The 17,364-nt window shown below is 69.7% G+C and carries 20 protein-coding genes and 1 riboswitch; of the genes, 10 read left to right on the forward strand and 10 right to left on the reverse strand.

Translation table 11 applies throughout. From position 1 onward, the window contains the following. The first annotated feature begins 6 nt into the window (after positions 1-6). Complete coding sequence (nadE, locus tag NOCYR_RS20385; protein WP_014352289.1) at positions 7-831, forward strand: ammonia-dependent NAD(+) synthetase; 825 nt, start codon at positions 7-9, stop codon at positions 829-831. 39 nt (positions 832-870) lie between these two features. Here the strand turns inward: nadE and NOCYR_RS20390 are convergent, their stop codons facing one another. The 4 genes from NOCYR_RS20390 to moaA form a co-directional block, all read right to left on the reverse strand. Beyond that, the gene (locus NOCYR_RS20390; RefSeq protein WP_014352290.1) at positions 871-2,268 is read right to left on the reverse strand and encodes an RNA polymerase sigma factor; all 1,398 of its coding nucleotides are present in this window, start codon (positions 2,266-2,268) and stop codon (positions 871-873) included. Between the two features lie 9 nt (positions 2,269-2,277). Further along, positions 2,278-2,991, reverse strand: a complete 714-nt coding sequence (locus NOCYR_RS20395; protein ID WP_014352291.1) for a YciI family protein — start codon at positions 2,989-2,991, stop codon at positions 2,278-2,280. A 129-nt stretch (positions 2,992-3,120) separates the two neighbouring features. Beyond that, entirely contained in the window at positions 3,121-3,363 is a 243-nt protein-coding gene (locus tag NOCYR_RS20400; RefSeq protein WP_014352292.1) for a MoaD/ThiS family protein, read from the reverse strand. After that, complete coding sequence (moaA, locus tag NOCYR_RS20405; protein ID WP_014352293.1) at positions 3,356-4,414, reverse strand: GTP 3',8-cyclase MoaA; 1,059 nt, start codon at positions 4,412-4,414, stop codon at positions 3,356-3,358. Before moaA ends, NOCYR_RS20400 begins: the two co-directional genes overlap by 8 nt. Positions 4,415-4,544: 130 nt before the next feature. Here moaA and glp point away from each other — a divergent pair, with 130 nt between their 5' ends. The 4 genes from glp to NOCYR_RS20425 all read left to right on the forward strand — a co-directional run bounded on the left by glp (position 4,545) and on the right by NOCYR_RS20425 (position 8,439). Beyond that, positions 4,545-5,765 (forward strand): gephyrin-like molybdotransferase Glp, encoded by a 1,221-nt coding sequence (glp, locus tag NOCYR_RS20410; protein ID WP_014352294.1) that lies wholly within the window; start codon positions 4,545-4,547, stop codon positions 5,763-5,765. 38 nt (positions 5,766-5,803) lie between these two features. Continuing rightward, positions 5,804-6,796, forward strand: coding sequence for a bifunctional molybdenum cofactor biosynthesis protein MoaC/MoaB (gene moaCB / locus NOCYR_RS20415; protein WP_228792824.1), 993 nt, complete (start codon positions 5,804-5,806; stop codon positions 6,794-6,796). After that, positions 6,783-7,214: a molybdenum cofactor biosynthesis protein MoaE gene (locus tag NOCYR_RS20420; RefSeq protein ID WP_014352296.1), complete on the forward strand. Its 432-nt coding sequence runs from the start codon at positions 6,783-6,785 to the stop codon at positions 7,212-7,214. Before moaCB ends, NOCYR_RS20420 begins: the two co-directional genes overlap by 14 nt. Before the next feature lie 217 nt (positions 7,215-7,431). Continuing rightward, a complete protein-coding gene (locus NOCYR_RS20425; protein WP_014352297.1) occupies positions 7,432-8,439 on the forward strand; it encodes an AraC family transcriptional regulator ligand-binding domain-containing protein in 1,008 nt (335 codons plus the stop codon). A gap of 49 nt (positions 8,440-8,488) precedes the next feature. Here the strand turns inward: NOCYR_RS20425 and NOCYR_RS20430 are convergent, their stop codons facing one another. The 4 genes from NOCYR_RS20430 to NOCYR_RS20445 all read right to left on the reverse strand — a co-directional run bounded on the left by NOCYR_RS20430 (position 8,489) and on the right by NOCYR_RS20445 (position 11,943). Then, entirely contained in the window at positions 8,489-8,677 is a 189-nt protein-coding gene (locus NOCYR_RS20430) for a hypothetical protein (protein WP_014352298.1), read from the reverse strand. Between the two features lie 188 nt (positions 8,678-8,865). Beyond that, a complete protein-coding gene (locus tag NOCYR_RS20435; RefSeq protein WP_014352299.1) occupies positions 8,866-9,900 on the reverse strand; it encodes a CobW family GTP-binding protein in 1,035 nt (344 codons plus the stop codon). A 57-nt stretch (positions 9,901-9,957) separates the two neighbouring features. After that, positions 9,958-11,256 carry an N-acetylmuramoyl-L-alanine amidase gene (locus NOCYR_RS20440; protein WP_014352300.1) on the reverse strand — a complete coding sequence of 433 codons (1,299 nt, stop codon included), beginning with the start codon at positions 11,254-11,256 and terminating at the stop codon, positions 9,958-9,960. A 180-nt stretch (positions 11,257-11,436) separates the two neighbouring features. After that, positions 11,437-11,943 (reverse strand): sigma-70 family RNA polymerase sigma factor, encoded by a 507-nt coding sequence (locus NOCYR_RS20445; protein ID WP_014352301.1) that lies wholly within the window; start codon positions 11,941-11,943, stop codon positions 11,437-11,439. A gap of 250 nt (positions 11,944-12,193) precedes the next feature. On the opposite strand from NOCYR_RS20445, the gene NOCYR_RS20450 reads away from it, so the two are divergent. From NOCYR_RS20450 to NOCYR_RS20465, 4 genes are all read left to right on the forward strand, one after another. Continuing rightward, positions 12,194-12,580, forward strand: a complete 387-nt coding sequence (locus NOCYR_RS20450) for a hypothetical protein (protein WP_014352302.1) — start codon at positions 12,194-12,196, stop codon at positions 12,578-12,580. Between the two features lie 58 nt (positions 12,581-12,638). After that, on the forward strand, positions 12,639-13,388 hold the full coding sequence (locus tag NOCYR_RS20455) for an SDR family oxidoreductase (RefSeq protein WP_014352303.1): 750 nt from the start codon (positions 12,639-12,641) through the stop codon (positions 13,386-13,388). A gap of 24 nt (positions 13,389-13,412) precedes the next feature. Further along, positions 13,413-13,814, forward strand: coding sequence for a PaaI family thioesterase (locus tag NOCYR_RS20460; RefSeq protein WP_048834339.1), 402 nt, complete (start codon positions 13,413-13,415; stop codon positions 13,812-13,814). A 247-nt stretch (positions 13,815-14,061) separates the two neighbouring features. After that, complete coding sequence (locus tag NOCYR_RS20465; RefSeq protein WP_014352305.1) at positions 14,062-15,021, forward strand: SMP-30/gluconolactonase/LRE family protein; 960 nt, start codon at positions 14,062-14,064, stop codon at positions 15,019-15,021. A 57-nt stretch (positions 15,022-15,078) separates the two neighbouring features. Here the strand turns inward: NOCYR_RS20465 and NOCYR_RS20470 are convergent, their stop codons facing one another. Beyond that, entirely contained in the window at positions 15,079-15,543 is a 465-nt protein-coding gene (locus NOCYR_RS20470; protein ID WP_014352306.1) for a PaaI family thioesterase, read from the reverse strand. A 139-nt stretch (positions 15,544-15,682) separates the two neighbouring features. Next, positions 15,683-15,752: riboswitch (guanidine-III (ykkC-III) riboswitch) on the forward strand. Between the two features lie 16 nt (positions 15,753-15,768). Between NOCYR_RS20470 and NOCYR_RS20475 the strand changes: the two genes are divergently transcribed. Next, positions 15,769-16,083, forward strand: coding sequence for a DMT family transporter (locus NOCYR_RS20475; protein ID WP_014352307.1), 315 nt, complete (start codon positions 15,769-15,771; stop codon positions 16,081-16,083). A 6-nt stretch (positions 16,084-16,089) separates the two neighbouring features. On the opposite strand, the gene NOCYR_RS20480 is transcribed toward NOCYR_RS20475, so the two are convergent. After that, entirely contained in the window at positions 16,090-17,364 is a 1,275-nt protein-coding gene (locus tag NOCYR_RS20480) for an MFS transporter (RefSeq protein WP_014352308.1), read from the reverse strand.

Here is a 17,364-nt window from a genome sequence, read left to right on the forward strand (position 1 = left end):
GCGGCTATGGGGAACCTGCGTGCACAGATCATCGCCGAGCTCGGCGTCCAGCCGTCCATCGAGCCGAAGACCGAGGTCCGGCGCCGGATCGAATTCCTCAAGGATTACCTGCGCGCCACACCGGCCACCGGGTACGTCCTCGGCATCAGCGGTGGCCAGGACAGCGCCCTGGCCGGGCGGCTGTGCCAGCTGGCCACCGAGGAACTGCTGGCCGAGGGCGTCGAGGCCACCTTCATCGCGGTGCGCCTGCCCTACGGCGTGCAGTCCGATGAGGCCGACGCGCGGATCGCGATGAACTTCGTCGCGCCGCAGCGCTCGGTGGTGGTCAATGTCCGCCCCGGCGCCAATGCCGTTGCCGCCGAGGTCGCCTCGGGACTGCAGGTGCCCAAGCTGCGCGATTTCGTGCGCGGCAATATCAAGGCCAGGGAGCGGATGGTGATCCAGTACGCCATCGCCGGACAGGAGAACCTACTGGTGGTCGGCACCGATCACGCGGCCGAAGCGGTCACCGGGTTCTTCACCAAGTTCGGTGACGGCGGCGTCGACCTGACCCCGCTCACCGGCCTGACCAAGCGCCAGGGCGCGGCGCTGTTGCAGGAACTCGGCGCCCCGGCCTCGATCTGGTCCAAGGTGCCGACCGCCGACCTGGAAGACGATCGCCCCGCCCTGCCCGACGAGGAAGCACTCGGCCTGCGCTACAGCGAGATCGACGACTACCTCGAGGGCAAAGAGGTCAGCGCGGAGGTGGCCGCGCGGGTGGAAGACATCTACCTGAAGACGCGGCACAAGCGCACGGTTCCGGTCACCCCGCTCGACGACTGGTGGCGCTGAGCCGGGCAGGCAGTACCTGAGCGGCCTCGCCGGGCCTGGTCAATCACCGCCCGGTTCACTCGCGGATTCGGCTGCGCTGCCGGACCCCTGGTTCGGCTGCTCGGGGTTCACCGGCCGCGCCGCATCGGTCCGCGCCACATCGGTCCGCGCCACATCGGTCCGCGCCACATCGGTCCGCGCCACATCGGTCCGCGCCGCATCGGTTTGCGCGGCGATCACCTCGTCGAGGCGGCGCCGCAGGAACCGGGCGGCCGGATCGTTGCCGACCCGTTCCAGGGCTTCGCGATAGTACTGCGCCGCTTCGCGATTCCGGCCGGCCCGGCGTAACAGGTCCGCGCGGGTGGCCGGCACCAGATGGCTGCCCGCGAGCCGACGATGGCCGGCCACCTCGTCCAGGGCCCCGAGCCCGGCCTCGGGGCCGTCCCGGAAACCGAGGGCGACGGCGCGATTCACCGCGACCGTGGGTGTCCAGGCCTGGGCCGCGAGGTCGTCGTAGGCGGAAACGATGGCCGCCCAATCGGTCTGTGCCCAGCTCGGGGCCACGGCATGGGCGGCGGCGATACGGGCCTGCGCGAGATACTTTCCGCCGCCACCGTCCTCGGCCGCCGACACCAGACAGGACAGCCCGGCGCGGATCTTGGCCCGGTCCCAGCCGCGCCGATCCTGCTCGTCGAGCGGGACCAGATCGCCGTCGGCGGTGCGGCGTTGCGTGCGGCGGCTGTCGGTGAGCAGCATCAGCGCCAGCAGCGCCCTGGCCTGTGGTTCGCGCGGCATCAGCTCGCACAGCAGCGTGCCGAGCCGGATCGCCTCATCACACAGCTCGTCGCGTACGGCGTCCGGCCCCGAGGTGGCGAAGTAGCCTTCGGTGAATACCAGGTAGATACAGGCGAGGACCGCGGGCATGCGTTCGGGCAGCAGCGGGGGCGGCGGGACGCGCAACGGGATGCCCGCATCGCGGATCCTGGCCTTGGCCCGGCTGAGCCGTTGCGCGACCGTGGGTTCCGGTTGCAGGAAGGCCCGCGCGATCTCGGCGGTACGCAGTCCGCAGACCAGCCGCAATGTCAGCGCGACCCGCGACTCCGGGGCGAGCGCGGGATGGCAGCAGGTGAAGATCATCCGCAGTTGATCGTCGGCGATCGACGTCACGTCCGGCTCCTCGTTCTCGGGTGCGAGGCGGGCGGCGGCGAATTCCTTGTCCGCACGCGAGGAATCCCGGCGGAGGCGGTCGAGGGCGCGGTGCCGGGCGGCGGTGGTGATCCAGGCGCCGGGGTTCTCGGGCACGCCGCGCTGCGGCCAGGTGCGCAGGGCGTCGGCGAACGCTTCCTGCACCGCGTCCTCGGCCAGGCCGATATCACCGGTCAGCCGTACCAGGGTGGCCACCGCCCGGCCGAATTCGGCGCGGTAGACGCGGTCGAATCCGGCCGGATCGGTGGTCATGGACTGCCGCTACTGGCCGAGGTCGACGATCTGGCGCAGCTCGGTGCGGCCCTTGGCGCCCAACGGGATCTGCGCGGCGATCTCCGTGGCCGCCCGCCGATCGGGCGCCGCGAACAGGTAGAGCCCGTCGACCACCTCGGCCGTTTCGCCGAACGGGCCGTCGGTGATGGACAGTTCACCGTCGCGCATGCGCAAGGTGGTCGCCGACGACGGCGGCCGCAGCGCACCCCCGCCGCGGATCGCGGCACCGGCCTTCTCGGCGAAGCGCTGATGTTCGGCGAGCGCGGCCTCCCATTCCGGGGTGTCCGGCGCGATCACCGCGTCGGCGCGATCCCACAGCAGCGCCATCCACCAGTCGGCCCCGGGCTCTTCGTGCGGAGTCCACTGCACCAGCGGACGCAACTCGATCGCTCCCGACTCGACCGCCGGGAGCTGGCGGGCCAGCCCGATGATCTCGTCCAGATCGGCCGCCTCGAAGACGTAGAACCCGCCGACCACCTCCGCGCCCTCGGCGAACGGGCCGTCGGTGATCAGCGTGCTGTCACCGTCACGGGTGACGTTGACCGCCGCACTGGACGGATACAGCGCAGCGCCGCCCGCGATGGCGCCGGTGACCCGCTCCTCGAATTCCGCGTAGAGCCGGACCTCCGCGTCGAACTCCGCGCTGTCCGGTTGGGCTTGCGGTTCGTCCTCGCGTCCGACGAGCAATGCCAGGTAGTGCATGGCGTCATCCTTCCTCGATTCGGAGGAGCCCGATACCCCTCTCATCAGCACGACGGATGAGGATCGCGATTCTCGACAGCACTGCCGGAATCACTTCGGATCAGGTCGCCGACGGACGGGGCACCGAGGTCAGCCGCCGGCGAACGGGGGCAGCACGTCGACGCGTGCGCTCAAGGCCACGGCGGCGTCGCGGGTGAGCTCGTCGTCGACGAGGTAGGCGCAGACGTCGAGCATCTTGTCCAGGTCGGGGCCGTAGGTGCGGGCCAGCGCGGTGCGCAGGTCACCGACGGTGGCACCGGCGGGTAGGTCGAGCGTTTCGGTGTCCTTGCCGACGGCGTCGGCGATGGCGGCGAAATAGCGGACCTCAACCACCGATGGCTCCCATCGTCCGTTCGGGTGGGACGAAATCGGCCGCGTCGATGCCGTGGCCCGCCCACTTGTTCCACATCGCGCCCCGCCACAGCTGCGCGATCTCGGCGTCGTCCGCGCCAGCGCGCAGCACCGCGCGCAGATCGAACTCCTGATCGCTGAACAGGCACGAGCGCAGCATGCCGTCGGCGGTGAGCCGGGTGCGGTCGCAGGTGTCGCAGAACTTCCTGGTCACCGAGGCGATGATGCCGACGGTCGCGGGGCCGCCATCGACCAGCCAGCTCTCCGCGGGAGCCGACGGATCCGATCGTCCGGCGGCGGTGAGTTCGAAGCGTGTGCCGAGCACGTCGAGCAGTTCGGCGGCGGTCACCATATTCTTGCGCGCCCACTCGTGGTCGGCGTCCAGCGGCATTTCCTCGATGAACCGCAGCTCACAGCCCTCGTCCAGGCACCAGCGCAGCAGATCGGGGGCACCGTCGAGGGTCTGGCGCATCAGCACCGCGTTGACCTTCATCGGCGCCAGACCGGCATCGCGGGCGGCCCGGATCCCGGCGAGCACCGAATCGAGCCGGTCGCGGCGGGTGAGGGTGGCGAAGCCGAAGCGGTCGACGGTGTCGAGGGAGACATTGACCCGGCCCAGCCCGGCCCGGGCCAGCGCGGCGGCCCGATGTTCCAGGCCGACGCCATTGGTGGTCATGGCCAGCGGCGTCTCGGGGACCTGCGCGTGACAGCCGGCGATGATCTGCTCCAGATCGCGGCGCATGAGCGGCTCGCCGCCGGTGAAGCGGACCTCGCGCACGCCCAGCTCACGCACCGCGAGGGTGACCAACCGCACGATCTCGGCGGCGGTCAGCAATTCCTCGCGAGGAATGGCGGGCAGGCCCTCTTCGGGCATGCAGTAGGTGCAGCGCAGCGAGCATTTCTCGGTGATGGAGACGCGCAGATCGCGCGCGACGCGGCCGAATCGGTCCACCAGCAGGGGTGTTTCGGGGCGGCCGTCGAGCGAGGGACGCCCGGACCGCACGGCGGGGATGCCCATCTCGACCAGCGTCACCCCTCCATTATGACCCGTCGGCGGCCGGACACCACGGCGCCGTCGCCGTCGGCGCCCCTCACAAACCCGGGGCCGGGCAGGTGAGGCGATGGCCGCGACCAGGGCCGCGACCTGCGATTAGGCTGATCGCATGACAACCCGGTCCGCCACCGTCGCCGTTCGGTCCGTCGACGACTACCGCGACAGCATCGAGGCGCTGCTGCGGCCGCTCGCGGCGCGACCGGTCGAGACCGTCGCGGTGTCGGCCGCCCTCGGCAGGCAGTTGGCCGATACCGTGCGCGCGCCCGTCGACCTGCCGGTGTTCCGCAATTCCGCGATGGACGGGTACGCGGTGCGCGCCGCCGACGTGGCCGTCACCCCGGTGACGTTGCCGCTGTCGGGGGTGATCGCGGCCGGCGATCCGGGTCGGGAACCGCTGGCGCCGGGCACCGCCCGCAAGGTGATGACGGGCGCGCCGCTGCCGCCGGGCGCCGATTGCGTGGTCCCGGTGGAGGACGCTCGCGGCGAGGCGGGTGGCGTCGTCGTCGAGCGGGGCCGCAGCCGAGGCGAATTCGTCCGCGAACCGGGTACCGATGTGCGCGCCGGTGACGAACTGGTCGCCGCGGGCACCTTGCTGGCGCCCCGCCATATCGCGGCGCTGGCCGCGGTCGGACTGCCGGCGGTGCGGGTGTTCGAGCCGATCCGGGCAGCGGTCATCACCAGCGGCGACGAGCTGGTGCCCGCCGGAACCGCGCTGGGCCCGGGGCAGATCTACGACTCGAACGGCATCGCACTGGCCGCCGCGCTCACCGCGAACGGCGTCACCGTCACCGCTGTCGAGCACAGCGGTGACCAGCCCGCGCAATTCCGCCGGACCCTGTCGGCCGCAACGCGTTCGGCGGACGTCGTGTTCACTACCGGCGGGGTGTCCAAGGGCGATTTCGAGGTGGTCAAGGATGTGCTGGAACCGATGGGCGGGCAGTTCGGCCCGGTCGCGGTGCAGCCCGGCGGCCCGCAGGGGCTGACGGTCGTCGACGGCGTTCCGGTGCTCAGCTTCCCCGGTAATCCGGTCAGCGCGATGGTCTCGTTCGAGGTGTTCGCGCGGCCGATGCTGCGCAGGCTGGCCGGGCTGGGCGAGGTCGAGGTGTTCGAGCTGCCGCTGCTGAGCGCCATCCGCTCACCGCAGGGCCGCCGCCAGTTCCTGCGCGGGCGGCTGGCCCACACCGCGGGTGGGCCGCGCGCGGTGGAGGTGGTGTCCGGGCCGGGTTCGCATCTGGTGGCGAGCATGGCCGCGGCCGATGTGCTCATCGATGTGCCCGCCGAGGTCGGTGAGCTGCCGGTCGGCGCGCCTGTGCGAGTGTGGTCGCTGTGAACGAGTTGTCGCATGTGGACGCCGAGGGCCGCGCCCATATGGTTGATGTCAGCGCCAAGGCCGAGACCACCCGGGTCGCGGCCGCGGCGGGCGAGCTGCGCACCACCCCGGAGGTGGTGAGGTTGGTGCGCGCCGACGATATGCCCAAGGCCGATGTGCTCTCCACCGCGCGGATCGCGGGCATCGCCGGCGCGAAGAAAACCTCCGAACTGATCCCGCTGTGCCACCAGCTGTCGCTGTCGTCGGTCAAGGTGGCGTTCGGCTTCACCGAGGACTCGATCACCATCGAGGCCACCGCGAAGACCAAGGGGCCCACCGGCGTCGAGATGGAGGCGCTGACCGCCGTCGCGGTCGCCGGGCTGACCTTGCACGACATGGTGAAGGCGGTCGATCCGGCGGCGGTGCTGACCGGCGTCCGGCTGCTCACCAAAGACGGTGGCAAGCGCGGGCATTGGCAGCGTCCGGAGACCGGCCCCGTGGATACGCCTGCGGCTCAGGTGGATGCGGGCCAGGCTGCCGCTCCCGCCGAATCGGACAGGCCGGCCCGGCCGGGGAAATCGGCCGTCGTTCTCGTAGCCTCGACCGGCGCGGCCGCCGGAACCCGCACCGACACCACCGGTCCCGCGCTCACCGAATGGCTGCGCGGGCTGGGGTTCTCGGTGGGCGAACCGCTGGTCTACGCCGACACCGATATCGCGGCCGGCCTGGCCGAGGCGCTGCGCGAGGCGCCCGAACTCGTCGTCACCACCGGCGGCACCGGCGCCTCCCCCACCGACGCCACCCCGGAAGCCACGCTGGCCGTGCTGGATCGGGAGTTGCCCGGCGTCGCCGAGGCCATCCGGCAGCGCGGTACCGCGAAGTTCCCGCTCGCGGCGCTGAGCCGCGGGGTCGCGGGTCTGGCCGGGCGGACGGTGATCGTGAATCTGCCGGGCTCGCCCGGCGGCGTGAAGGACGGAATCGCGGTGCTCGAGCCGTTGCTCGACCATCTGCTCGCGCAGGTAGCAGGAGGCGGTGACCATGACAACGGGTGATCTGGTGCGGCTGGCCGAGATCAGCGATCGGCCACTGGATCCGGCGGTGGTCGACGCCGCCGTGGCCGGCCCCGAGCACGGCGCGGTCGTGGTGTTCACCGGAGTGGTGCGCAACCACGATGGCGGGCAGGCGGTCTCGGCGCTGGAGTATTCGGCCCATCCGGACGCGCAACGGTTTCTGCGACGCTGCTGCGCCGAGCAGGCCGAGTCCGCCGGATTGCCGGTGGCTGCGGTGCATCGGGTGGGCAGCCTGACCATCGGCGATCTCGCCATCGTCGTCGCCGTCGCCGCCCCGCATCGGGCCGAGGCCTTCACCGCCTGTGCCGAACTGGTGGACCGGATCAAGCACGAGGTGCCGATCTGGAAGCGCCAGATGTTCGCCGACGGTCTGTCGGAATGGGTCAACGCCTGCGGCTGAACTGGGCGTTTCCGCCGGTCGACGGATCAGTGGAGGTGGCCGGTGTTGTCGTCGCGGCGACATGGTGGCGTACTCGCGAGATGTCGCACACCGGACAGATTTTCCATGTTTACGCGGGAATTCCATCGGGTAAACTCGCGCGTCTTTTACGTGACGAGTCATGGGATGTCCGTATACGGTGGCGGTCAGGTGCTGAAGATCTCCCGCAGGAGAGGGCATGCGTACTGACCAGATCACGTTGCATCGGTTCGTCATCGGCGAGCTCACCGCGGCCGGATTGGACCGGGACAAGCTGATCCGGGACATCGGACTTCCCGCATGGGCACTGGCCAGCCCGGAGGCGTACGTGCCGAGTGAGATCTTCGCCCGCCTGTGGGAAGTCGCCGAACACGAACTCGGCGATCCCGCCGTGCCGCTGCGGGTGGCGAGCCGCTACAGCATGGGTTGCCTGGGGCTCTACGACTACCTGTTCTCCACCGCGCCCGACCTCGGCTCCGGACTGCGCACGCTCGGCCCGTATGTCACCGCGGTGACGACCAATCACCGCTGGGGACTGGTCGCCGAGAACGACGACGAGGTGACGCTGTCGATCGAGATGGTCGACACCAACGGCCACAGCCGCGACCGGATCCATCTGTGGGGACTGGCGGCCGTGGTCGCGCGCAGCCGGCTGGTGATCTCCGCGCCGGTGGTCCCGGTGCGGGTGCGGCTGCGGCAGGCGCCGCCGAAATCGCTGGACGCCTACGTCGAACTCTTCGGCACCACCGACATCGAATTCCACTCGTCGATGGACGCGGTCACCTTCCGCGCCGCCGATATGAATCTGCCGCTCGCCTCGACCGATCCCACCCTGGCGACGGTGCTCAAGCCGCTGGCCGATGCCTTGCCACCGCCGCCGCCGCTGGCCACGACCTGGGCCGATCAGGTGGCCACGGCCCTGGCCAAGGCCCTGGAGGTGGGCGAGGTGTCGCTGGAAGCGGTAGCGCGCCGGATGGCGACGAGCCCGCGGACGTTGCAGCGCAGGCTGATGGAGGCTGGAACGACGTGGCGGCAAGAGGTGGATCGGGCACGCGCCGCGCGGCTCGCCGAGGCGACGGCGACCGGCCCGATCACACGGGCCCGGCAGGCGCAGTTGCTCGGCTATACCGATCCGGGTTCGATTCGGCGGGCGGCGCGGCGCTGGTCGATCACCGGCACGCATCGCCGCTGCGAGCAGTTGGACTGAACATCGCCGGCCCGACCCGAGGCCGGCGACGTCCGGTCGGTGGTGGGTGCTATTTCAGGAACTGGGCGGCGATGCGCCAGAAGGTGCGGCCCTCGAGGGAGCGGAAATCCCAGCTCCGGGCGGCCGCGTGGGATGCGGTGACGATCGCGGGTACGTCGAAATCGTAGCGGGTAGCCGTTCCTTTGGCTTCCAGCGCGGCGATCACATAGGCAGTGGCAGTCTCCCTGGTCGCATACATGACACTCTCCCCTCGTCAAGCGAACTTCGAACCTGCCCGCAGTGCACCGGGGGCCCACGAGGCGACACGCCTAGTGCGGCGACACGACGAACATGTTTACGAGTTTTGTGCGACGGGTACGGCCGCGCCAGCGCCATTTACGCCACATTGGTGATAAACGCGCCAATTTCGGATTCGGTGAGGCGCGTTCAGTGCGGCACGTGCCGCCAGATCGGCAGCATCGCCTGCTCGTCGAGCAACTGCTCGCCGGTGTGCACGGTCTCGTTCAGCCGTTTCAGCGCCAGTTCGGCATCCAGGCCCGACCCGATGAGGACCAGCCGGGTGGTCCGATCCTCGCCGCGCCGCCATGCGGCCGGCTCGCACACGAGATGCCTTCCTACCATGTGCAGCACGAATTTGCGATGTTCCCCGGCGACGGCGAACGCGGCGAAGCCCTTGGCGCGGAACAATCCCGGCGGCGGATCCTCCAGGAAGCCGACCAGCTGCCTCGGGTCGAGATCGCGGGAACTGGTGAACGACACGGTGACGTACTCGTCATGCAGGTGACGATGACCGTCGCTGGGATCGTGATGGTGTTCGGCGAGCAGTTCGTCGAAACTCAATTGCTGTGCCACCCGCGGTGCTTCGCGTAGTGGTTCGTCGAACAGCAGTCCGGGCTCGATGCGGCCGTGGCTGGTCGCGTACACCGGGGCCGGGTCGATGAGGGCGGCGATCTCCTCGCGCAGCGCCGCGAGCCGGGCCGGCTCGACCCGGTCGGCCTTGTTGACCACCACCAGATCGGCCAGCCGCAGATGGTCGGCCAATTCCGGATGACGTTGCCGATGGTCCGGAAACTGTTCGGCGTCGACCACTTCCACCAGCCCGCCGTACCGGATGCGCGGATTCTCGCTGCCGGCCACCATGCGGATCAGGTTGCGCGGTTCGGCCAGGCCGCTGGCCTCCACCACGATGACGTCGATGCGGGCGCTGGGCTGGGCGAGCCGATCGAAGAGCTCATCCAATTCGCTGACGTCGACCGCACAGCACACACAGCCGTTGCCGAGCGAGACCATGGCATCGACCTGACCCGCCACCAGCATCGCGTCGATATTGATCGCGCCGAAGTCGTTGACGACGACCCCGATCCGGGTGCCGCGATTGTCGCGGAGCAGGTGGTTGAGCAATGTCGTCTTGCCGGACCCGAGGAACCCGGCGACGATCACGACAGGAATCGACTGGGCCACCCGGACACCCTACTGGCAGCCGCCGACATCGGCTCCCCACGGCCGGGCGGGTGCGGGTCAGTCGGTCGGCGAGAACAGCGCGGCGGCCAGCGTGTAGGCCAGGTTGATCAGTTCGGCGGTGATCGCGGTGTCGTCCATGCCGAGGGCCTTGGCCAGCGGCATCAGAAGTTCCATCACCGTGCCGACGATGCCGTCCTCGGAATCCTGTGCCTTGCCGCTGTCCGGCGAGGTGCTGCTCGACCCGCTCGGCGACTTCGTCGTACTCGGCGCCGTCTTCGGGGTGGTAGGTGCGGCCTGCGTCTGCGGTGCGTTCGAGCCCGGTGCGGTCCGGGAGTTGTTCACACCCGGCCGTTGCGCCGGAGCCGCCGGGGCCGCCGTGGTGGTGGTCAGCGCCGGGGTGCTGGTCTGCTCGGGAGTCGGCGAACCGGCCGGTGCCGGCTCCGGCCCGCCGGTCGTCGTGGGGGCGGCGGCGGTGGTGGTCGGCGCCGTCGTCGCCTGATCCTGCGGCGCGGGCGCTGCCGCGGGAGTATCGACGCCGGTACCGGGTGCCGCGGCAGGCGTATCGGCCGACGGCGGCGCGCCGAGCAGGAAGCTCACCAATCCGGTGGTGATCGCGATGGCGTGCTTCAACTGTCCGTCACCGGATTCCAGCAGCGCGGCGTCCTCCGGGTTGGCGCCATTGCCCATTTCGATGAACACATCGGGCACGGTCGTCAGCGCGGGCCCGGCCACGTCGGCGCGGGTCTGCAAACCGTCGACGACACCGGCGTAGTTCGCCGACGGGAACCCCGACGACAGGTACGCATCGCGCATCGCCTTCGACGCGGCGAGGCCCTGAGTGGACTGGACCTGATCGGCCTTGGCATCGGGGATCGGCAGCTGCGGCACGATGACGTGGAAGCCGCGATACTGCGCGGGCGCACCGTCGGCGTGAATGCTGACCGCGACGGCCGCACCGGATTCATTGGCGGCCCTGGCCCGCTCGTCGATGCACCCGCCCCAGCCGCTGTCGTCCTGGCGGCTGAGCACCACCCGGGCGCCGAGGCTTTCCAGCGAGGTCTTCACCAGCTGGGCCACATTCCAGTTGATGGTGTGCTCGGCGACGCCGTTGAGCGTGGTCATGCCGGTGGTCTGGCAGTCCTTGGTGCCGCCGCGGCCGTCGCTGACCTGCCGCGCCAGATTCTCGGTGTGGTTGGGGCCCTGATGGCCGGGATCGAGGAAGACGATCTTGCCCGCCAGCTTGGTGGCCATCTCCGGCGATATCGGTTCCGCGGTCGCGGTGACGGCGGATGGGGTCAGCGCCAGCGCCGTGCTGACGACGGCGCAGAGACCAGCCTTGACGAAGTTCGGCTTCATATGCGGTCGGCGCTCCGGGACGGAGCGCCCCTCCCTTCCCACTAGCTTCCCACTAGCAACACCAAACCCAGTGGTTCACTCTGGTCACAGCAGCAACCGCAGCGCAACCCCCGTTATGGAAGTGTGATCTGAGTCACGGATGTTTCCCGCGCAGACCAGGGGAAGGAGCGTCGGCGCAGGTCAGGCCGCTCGCGGCAGCTGCCGCAGGGTCCGCAGCGCATAGTGGACACGGGTCTTGACCGTGCCAACCGGGACGCCGAATTCGGCTGCGACTTCCTGATAGGCGCGGTCGCGCAGGATCACTTCGACCACCGCGGCGCGCTGCGAATCGGGCAGACGCGCCAGCAGATCGTCCACCAGCAAACCGTCCACCAGGCCGTCGGCGAAGTCCGGATGGGAATAGCGGACGTCGCTGAGTTCGGAGACCTCTTCCCAGCCGGTGTCGCCGGGTCTGCTCGCCCGTGCCCGCGCCATATCGATCAACACATTGCGTTCGATGGCCAGCAGCCAGGTCCGCAGACTGCCCTTGCGTTCGTCGAAGCGGGCACAGGAACGCCAGGCCCGCAGCAGCGTCTCCTGGACCGCCTGCTCGGCCAGGCCCTGATCGCCGAGCGCGTGCATGGCCCGCCAATGCAGTAGCGCGCGGTCCTCGGCCAGCACCGAGGCCAGACCGTCGTCGGTGCACAAGCGGGCGCACCGCGACCCACACGCGGATCCGGAAACCATTCGAGCCGAGCGACAACCTGTCATGTAAGAGATATCGCGCGCCGGCACGTCAGTGACATCACTCACACCGATGAGATTTGTGCGAATCGATGAGAATTCCTCGTTTCGCCCGAATCAGACGCATCGGTCTGGTAGATCTGCCGGGGAGATTCGGGGATCTCAGTCCGGCCGCCCCCGTGCGGCACTATGCGGGATTCGAGGAGACATCGTCATGCGTGCAGGCACGCTGGTCATCGCCGGGGCCATCGCCTCGGTCACCACATTGCTCGGCGGTGGGACCGCTGCCGCCGCCCCGGCCACCGAGATGCCGCACGACGGCGTCTATATCGTCGGCGTCGATATCAGCCCCGGACTGTGGGAGGCCCCCGGAACGCCCGACCCCGCGCACGGCTGCGATTGGCGGCGGCTGTGGAAGGTCGAGGGCGACAACACCGATATGCGCTACGTCCGGGCCAACAACTACACCCGCGAGCGCCCGGTCCGGGTCCTGATCGAGGCGCACGATGTGGCCTTCCGGACGGTCAACTGCGGGCCGTGGCGCCAGCTGCCCACCCCGCCGAACAGCGGATCCGCCGGCGCCCTGCCGACCAGCGGCTGACCGCACGGCCCCTCCCGGCGCGCTATCGAGCACCGTTCAACAGCGTTAGGGTCGGACCATGACGAGGACCAAGATTCTGATCACCGGCGCGAGTGCCGGGCTCGGCGCGGAAATGGCACGCCAGTTCGCCGCCAAAGGCCGCGATCTCGCCCTGTGCGCACGGCGCCTGGACGCGCTCGAGACACTGCGCGACGAACTGACCTCCGCCCATCCGGGCATCACCGTCGCGGTGCGCGCGCTCGACGTCGACGACCACGCCGCGATCCCCCACGTCTTCGCCGAACTGCGCGACGAACTCGGCGGGCTCGACCGGGTGATCGTCAACGCAGGGATCGGCAAGGGCGCGAAGATCGGCACCGGGCGCGCCGACGCCAATCTGGCCACCGCGACGACCGATTTCGTCAGTGCGCTGGCGCAGGCCGAGGCGGCGCTCGAGATCTTCCGGGACCAGAACTCCGGCCATCTGGTGCTGGTCTCCTCGATGAGCGCGGTCCGGGGATTCCCGGGCAAGCGGGCCGCGTATTCGGCGAGCAAGGCCGGGTTGGCGGCATTGGGCGACGGGCTGGCCACCGAGCTGCGCAAATCACCGATCGCGGTGACCACCCTGCTGCCCGGCTTCATCGCCACCGAGATGGTCTCCCAGGCCGGCGACACCCGGATGATCGCCCCGCTGGACAAGGGCGTCGCCGCGATGGTCTCGGCGATCGAGGCCGAGCGGGTCCGCGCGTGTGTGCCCGGATGGCCTTGGCAGCTGTTCGATCTCGTGCTCCCCCGGCTGCCGCGCGCTGTGATCGCCAAGATCGGCTGATCGGTTTCGGGCAGACTCGTGGTCATGATCGATTCCGAGGGCACCAAGCTGTTCCATCAGACCATGCCGTTCACCGAACGGCTCGGCGTCGAAGTGCTCGAACACGGTCCCGGGCTGGTCCGCAGCAGGCTGGCCTGGGACGAATCGCTGTGCACGCTGGGCGGGGCGATGCACGGCGGCGTGCTCATGTCGCTGGCCGATGCCACCGCCGCGGTGTGCGCGTTCCTCAATCTGCCCGAGGGCGCGAGCGGCACGACCACCGTGGAGTCCAAGTCGAACTTCCTGCGCGCGATCCGGTCCGGCCACGCGGTCGCCTCCAGCACGGCGCTGCACCCGGGTCGCCGGTTCATCGTGGTGGAGACCGAAATCCGCGACGACGCCGGCAAACTCGTCGCCAAGGTGACCCAGACCCAGGCGGTCCTCTGATCCGCGCCGCGTCCCCTTAAGTCGCCCTTAAGCCCCTCTCGAGCAGGCCACGGCATCGTCATCGGTGCCGGCCGGACCTGCTCCGAGAGGGGGGAGCAGGTCCGGCCGGTGCGCAAATCCGCACGGCGGCAACCTTTCCGCGAACTCCGCGTTCCCCCGTCCGGGCATCCCGACGGGTTGCGGGGGACTCGCCCGGCATCCTACGATCCCGCTCGGCCCACCGAACACCAGCAGAGACGGGATTGTCTTGCCGAACGCGCATCCGGGACACCGCAGTCCGCGCCGTCGCTTCACCGGCCGCCGCTTCCTCGGCGCACCCGCCGCCGCATTGCTCGCGGTCGCTGCCGGTTTCCTGGCCCCGGCCCCCGCCCTGGCCGACCCGGCCGCCTGCCCGCCCGCCGCGGTGTCCACCGCGACGGCCGCCCGGGTCCCGCTGCTGGACTGGTCGGAGAATGTCGGCTTCGACGCCGAAGGCAACCTCTGGGTTTCGCGGACCTTCCGCAATGTCGTGGAGCGTTACGACCGGGCCGGCAATCTCACCGCCACCGTGCCGGTCACCTTCCCCGGTGCCGTGCGGCCGGGCCCCGACGGGCTGATGTATGTCAACTTCGGCAATATCACCACCAGCACGATCATGAAGACCGGCGGCGTGGTCCGCTTCGATCCGACCGCCGCGAATCCGGTGCCGGAGGTCTACGTCGACAACATCGGCATGGCCAATGGCGCCGCCTTCGACGACGACGGCTACCTCTACGTCACCGACACCGGCGGCGGCATCATCCGGGTGCGCCGCGACGGCAGCATCGACCGCGAATGGACCACTGCCGCGCCGCAGGACTTCGGCCTCAACGGCATCGTCGTGCACGGCGACGCGCTGTATGTGACGTTGCAGTCGAGCCCGACCGCCCGCCTGCTGCGGGTCCCGATCGCCGATCCGGCGCATCCGAGCGTGCTGACCGAGCTGTCGCCGAAGTCGAATCCGCCTGCGCTGCCCGACGACCTGACCATGGCCCCCGACGGCATGCTCTATGTGAGCACCGCGACCGGCCGGTTGGCCCGCGTCGACGCCGCCACCGGCGCCACCTGCACGGTGGCCACCACCCAGCCGATCACCGCGCTCGCGGTGTCCCCCGGCCCGGACGGCACCGTGTTCGCGGGCACCGAGAGCGGGGACGTGCTGCGTATCGAGTTGAACCAGGGCAACTGACGCTGATCGGCAGGTGCGCCGGTCGCCCGGTGCAACCTGCCGATCGTTGTGCTTCGGTTACTTGCCGTGTGCCCGGAGCTGGTAGAGCCCTTCGGTTTCCGCGACCACCACGCCGTCGGCATCGGTGACCACGGCGGTGAGGGTGAAATCGGATTTGCCCGCCGCGGTGGCCTCGGCGACGATGCGCTCGATCTCCGCCTCGGGCAGCGTCGCCTCGGCCCGCACATCGGTCTTTACCGGCTTGCGGAAATAGATGTGCAGATCCTTGACCAGCGGATAGAACTCCGAGTTGTCGAAGGTGGCGATCGCGATCGCGCCACCGAGGATCTCGGCGACGGTGAACAGCACGCCCGCGTACATCACCCCGAAGTGGTTGCCGTTGCCCTCGACGGGCACCGTGGTGGCCGCGTAACCGCGCCGCACCTCGGCCGCCTGCACGCCCATGGTGTGCGCGATCGGGATGGTGTGCTCCATCGCCGCGTTGACGATCTCGGCGAAGGGAGGGGTGTCGGCGTCGCCCATGCGCAACAGTCCTTTCGACAGACTCGAACATCCGGGGCTCACGTCCGGATCAGCTGAGTGCCTCGGACAGGTCCGATATTGGCACTGCGCCAATACTGGCACGGCGAAGCCGCCCGCGGTAGGTGGTTATCATGGTGAATCGAGGCCGCCACTCCCGCGGCCGACCGGACGATCGAAACCGTACCCGGGCAGCGACAAGACGGTATTCCCGAAAGGAACACCGCCATGGCATGGGCAGTACTGATCGTTTCCGGCGTTCTCGAAGCCGTCTGGGCCACCGCGCTCGGCAAATCCGAGGGCTTCACCCGGCTCGCTCCCTCCGCGGTCTTCGCCGTCGCCCTCACCTTGTCGATGGTCGGGCTCGCCTACGCGATGCGCACCTTGCCGGTGGGCACCTCGTACGCGGTGTGGGTCGGCATCGGCGCCGCCCTCACCGTCGTGTACGCGATGGCCACCGGCACGGAGAGCATCTCGGTGGTCAAGATCGGCCTGCTGGTGCTGATCGTCGGTGCGGTGGTGGGCCTGAAGCTGGCCCACTGACCCGGATCAGGCGACTGCCGTCTTCACCGTCACCGGGATCTCGTCGGTGCTGGCGTCGGGCACCTCGGTACCGCGGATCGAGGTGCCTGCCGTCTCGCGCAGGAACGCCCAGGCGACTAGGCCGATCAGCGTGGCGCCGATCATGTAGTACGCCGGGAACAGCGACCAGCCGGTCGACTCGATGACCGCCTCGTTGACCAGCGGGGCGGTACCGCCGAACACGGCGGTCGAGACGTTGTAGCCGAGCGCGAATCCGGCGTAGCGGACATGGGTCGGGAAGATGGCGGGGAAGGTCGCGCTGATGGTGGCCAGCTGCGGGATGTAGAACAGCCCGAGCACCACGAAGCCCAGCACGGCCCAGCCGGTGCCCACGCCCATCAGCCAGTACATCGGCACCGCCAGCACCGTCAGGCCGACCAGCGAGAACAGCCACAGCGGACGCCGGCCGACCCGGTCGGACAGGCCGCCGAAGAACGGGATGCAGACCATCATCACCAGCTGGCCGATCAGCATCATCGTGGTGGTGGTCGACTCGTCGAGGCCGATCGTCTTCTGGAGGTAGGTCGGCTGGTAGGTGAGCAGGGTGTAGTTGACCACGTTCAGCGCGACGACCAGCCCGGCCAGGGTGAGCAGCTCGCGCGGGTAGGAGCCGATCAGCTCGCGCAGCCCGGTCGGCGGGTGCGGGTTCTCGGCGACTTCGGTGAAGACCGGGGACTCGTCGAGCTTGGCCCGCAGGTACCAGCCGATCAGGCCGAGCGGAATCGCCAGCAGGAACGGGATGCGCCAGCCCCAGTCGTGCATGGCGTCGGAGCCGATGGCCAGCTGGCAGGCCAGCACCACGGCCGAGCCGCCGACGAACCCACCCAGCGTGCCGAACTCCAGGAAGCTGCCGAGGAAGCCGCGTTTGCGGTCGTTGGCGCATTCGGCCAGATAGGTGGCGGCGCCGCCGTACTCACCGCCGGTGGAGAAGCCCTGGATCACCCGCAGCACGATCAGCAGGATCGGCGCGAGCACGCCGACCTGGCCGTGTGTGGGCAGCAGGCCGATCAGGCCGGTGGCGGCGGCCATCAGCAGAATGGTGGTGGCCAGCACGGCCTTGCGGCCGATGCGGTCACCGAGCGGGCCCCACACCATGCCGCCCAGCGGGCGCAGCACGAAGGAGATGGCAAAGCCGAGCATGGTGCCCAGCGTCCCGAGGTCTCCGGGGAAGAACGCGTCGGTGAGGTAGGTGGCCGTCGCGGCGTAGACGCCGTAGTCGAACCACTCGGTGGCATTGCCCAT

It is taken from the genome of Nocardia cyriacigeorgica GUH-2, assembly GCF_000284035.1.
Classification (GTDB): domain Bacteria; phylum Actinomycetota; class Actinomycetes; order Mycobacteriales; family Mycobacteriaceae; genus Nocardia; species Nocardia cyriacigeorgica_B.

What these genes read in the sequence shown, in the direction of transcription:
- NOCYR_RS20430 (WP_014352298.1), bottom strand. Translation starts at nt 8,677, where the DNA reads ATGTATGCGACCAGGGAGACTGCCACTGCCTATGTGATCGCCGCGCTG.
- NOCYR_RS20470 (WP_014352306.1), bottom strand. Translation starts at nt 15,543, where the DNA reads ATGGGCGACGCCGACACCCCTCCCTTCGCCGAGATCGTCAACGCGGCG.
- NOCYR_RS20475 (WP_014352307.1), top strand. Translation starts at nt 15,769, where the DNA reads ATGGCATGGGCAGTACTGATCGTTTCCGGCGTTCTCGAAGCCGTCTGG.
- NOCYR_RS20460 (WP_048834339.1), top strand. Translation starts at nt 13,413, where the DNA reads ATGATCGATTCCGAGGGCACCAAGCTGTTCCATCAGACCATGCCGTTC.
- moaCB (WP_228792824.1), top strand. Translation starts at nt 5,804, where the DNA reads ATGGTTGATGTCAGCGCCAAGGCCGAGACCACCCGGGTCGCGGCCGCG.
- NOCYR_RS20440 (WP_014352300.1), bottom strand. Translation starts at nt 11,256, where the DNA reads ATGAAGCCGAACTTCGTCAAGGCTGGTCTCTGCGCCGTCGTCAGCACG.
- NOCYR_RS20420 (WP_014352296.1), top strand. Translation starts at nt 6,783, where the DNA reads ATGACAACGGGTGATCTGGTGCGGCTGGCCGAGATCAGCGATCGGCCA.
- nadE (WP_014352289.1), top strand. Translation starts at nt 7, where the DNA reads ATGGGGAACCTGCGTGCACAGATCATCGCCGAGCTCGGCGTCCAGCCG.
- NOCYR_RS20455 (WP_014352303.1), top strand. Translation starts at nt 12,639, where the DNA reads ATGACGAGGACCAAGATTCTGATCACCGGCGCGAGTGCCGGGCTCGGC.
- NOCYR_RS20425 (WP_014352297.1), top strand. Translation starts at nt 7,432, where the DNA reads ATGCGTACTGACCAGATCACGTTGCATCGGTTCGTCATCGGCGAGCTC.
- NOCYR_RS20450 (WP_014352302.1), top strand. Translation starts at nt 12,194, where the DNA reads ATGCGTGCAGGCACGCTGGTCATCGCCGGGGCCATCGCCTCGGTCACC.
- NOCYR_RS20480 (WP_014352308.1), bottom strand. Translation starts at nt 17,364, where the DNA reads ATGGGCAATGCCACCGAGTGGTTCGACTACGGCGTCTACGCCGCGACG.
- NOCYR_RS20395 (WP_014352291.1), bottom strand. Translation starts at nt 2,991, where the DNA reads ATGCACTACCTGGCATTGCTCGTCGGACGCGAGGACGAACCGCAAGCC.
- NOCYR_RS20390 (WP_014352290.1), bottom strand. Translation starts at nt 2,268, where the DNA reads ATGACCACCGATCCGGCCGGATTCGACCGCGTCTACCGCGCCGAATTC.
- glp (WP_014352294.1), top strand. Translation starts at nt 4,545, where the DNA reads ATGACAACCCGGTCCGCCACCGTCGCCGTTCGGTCCGTCGACGACTAC.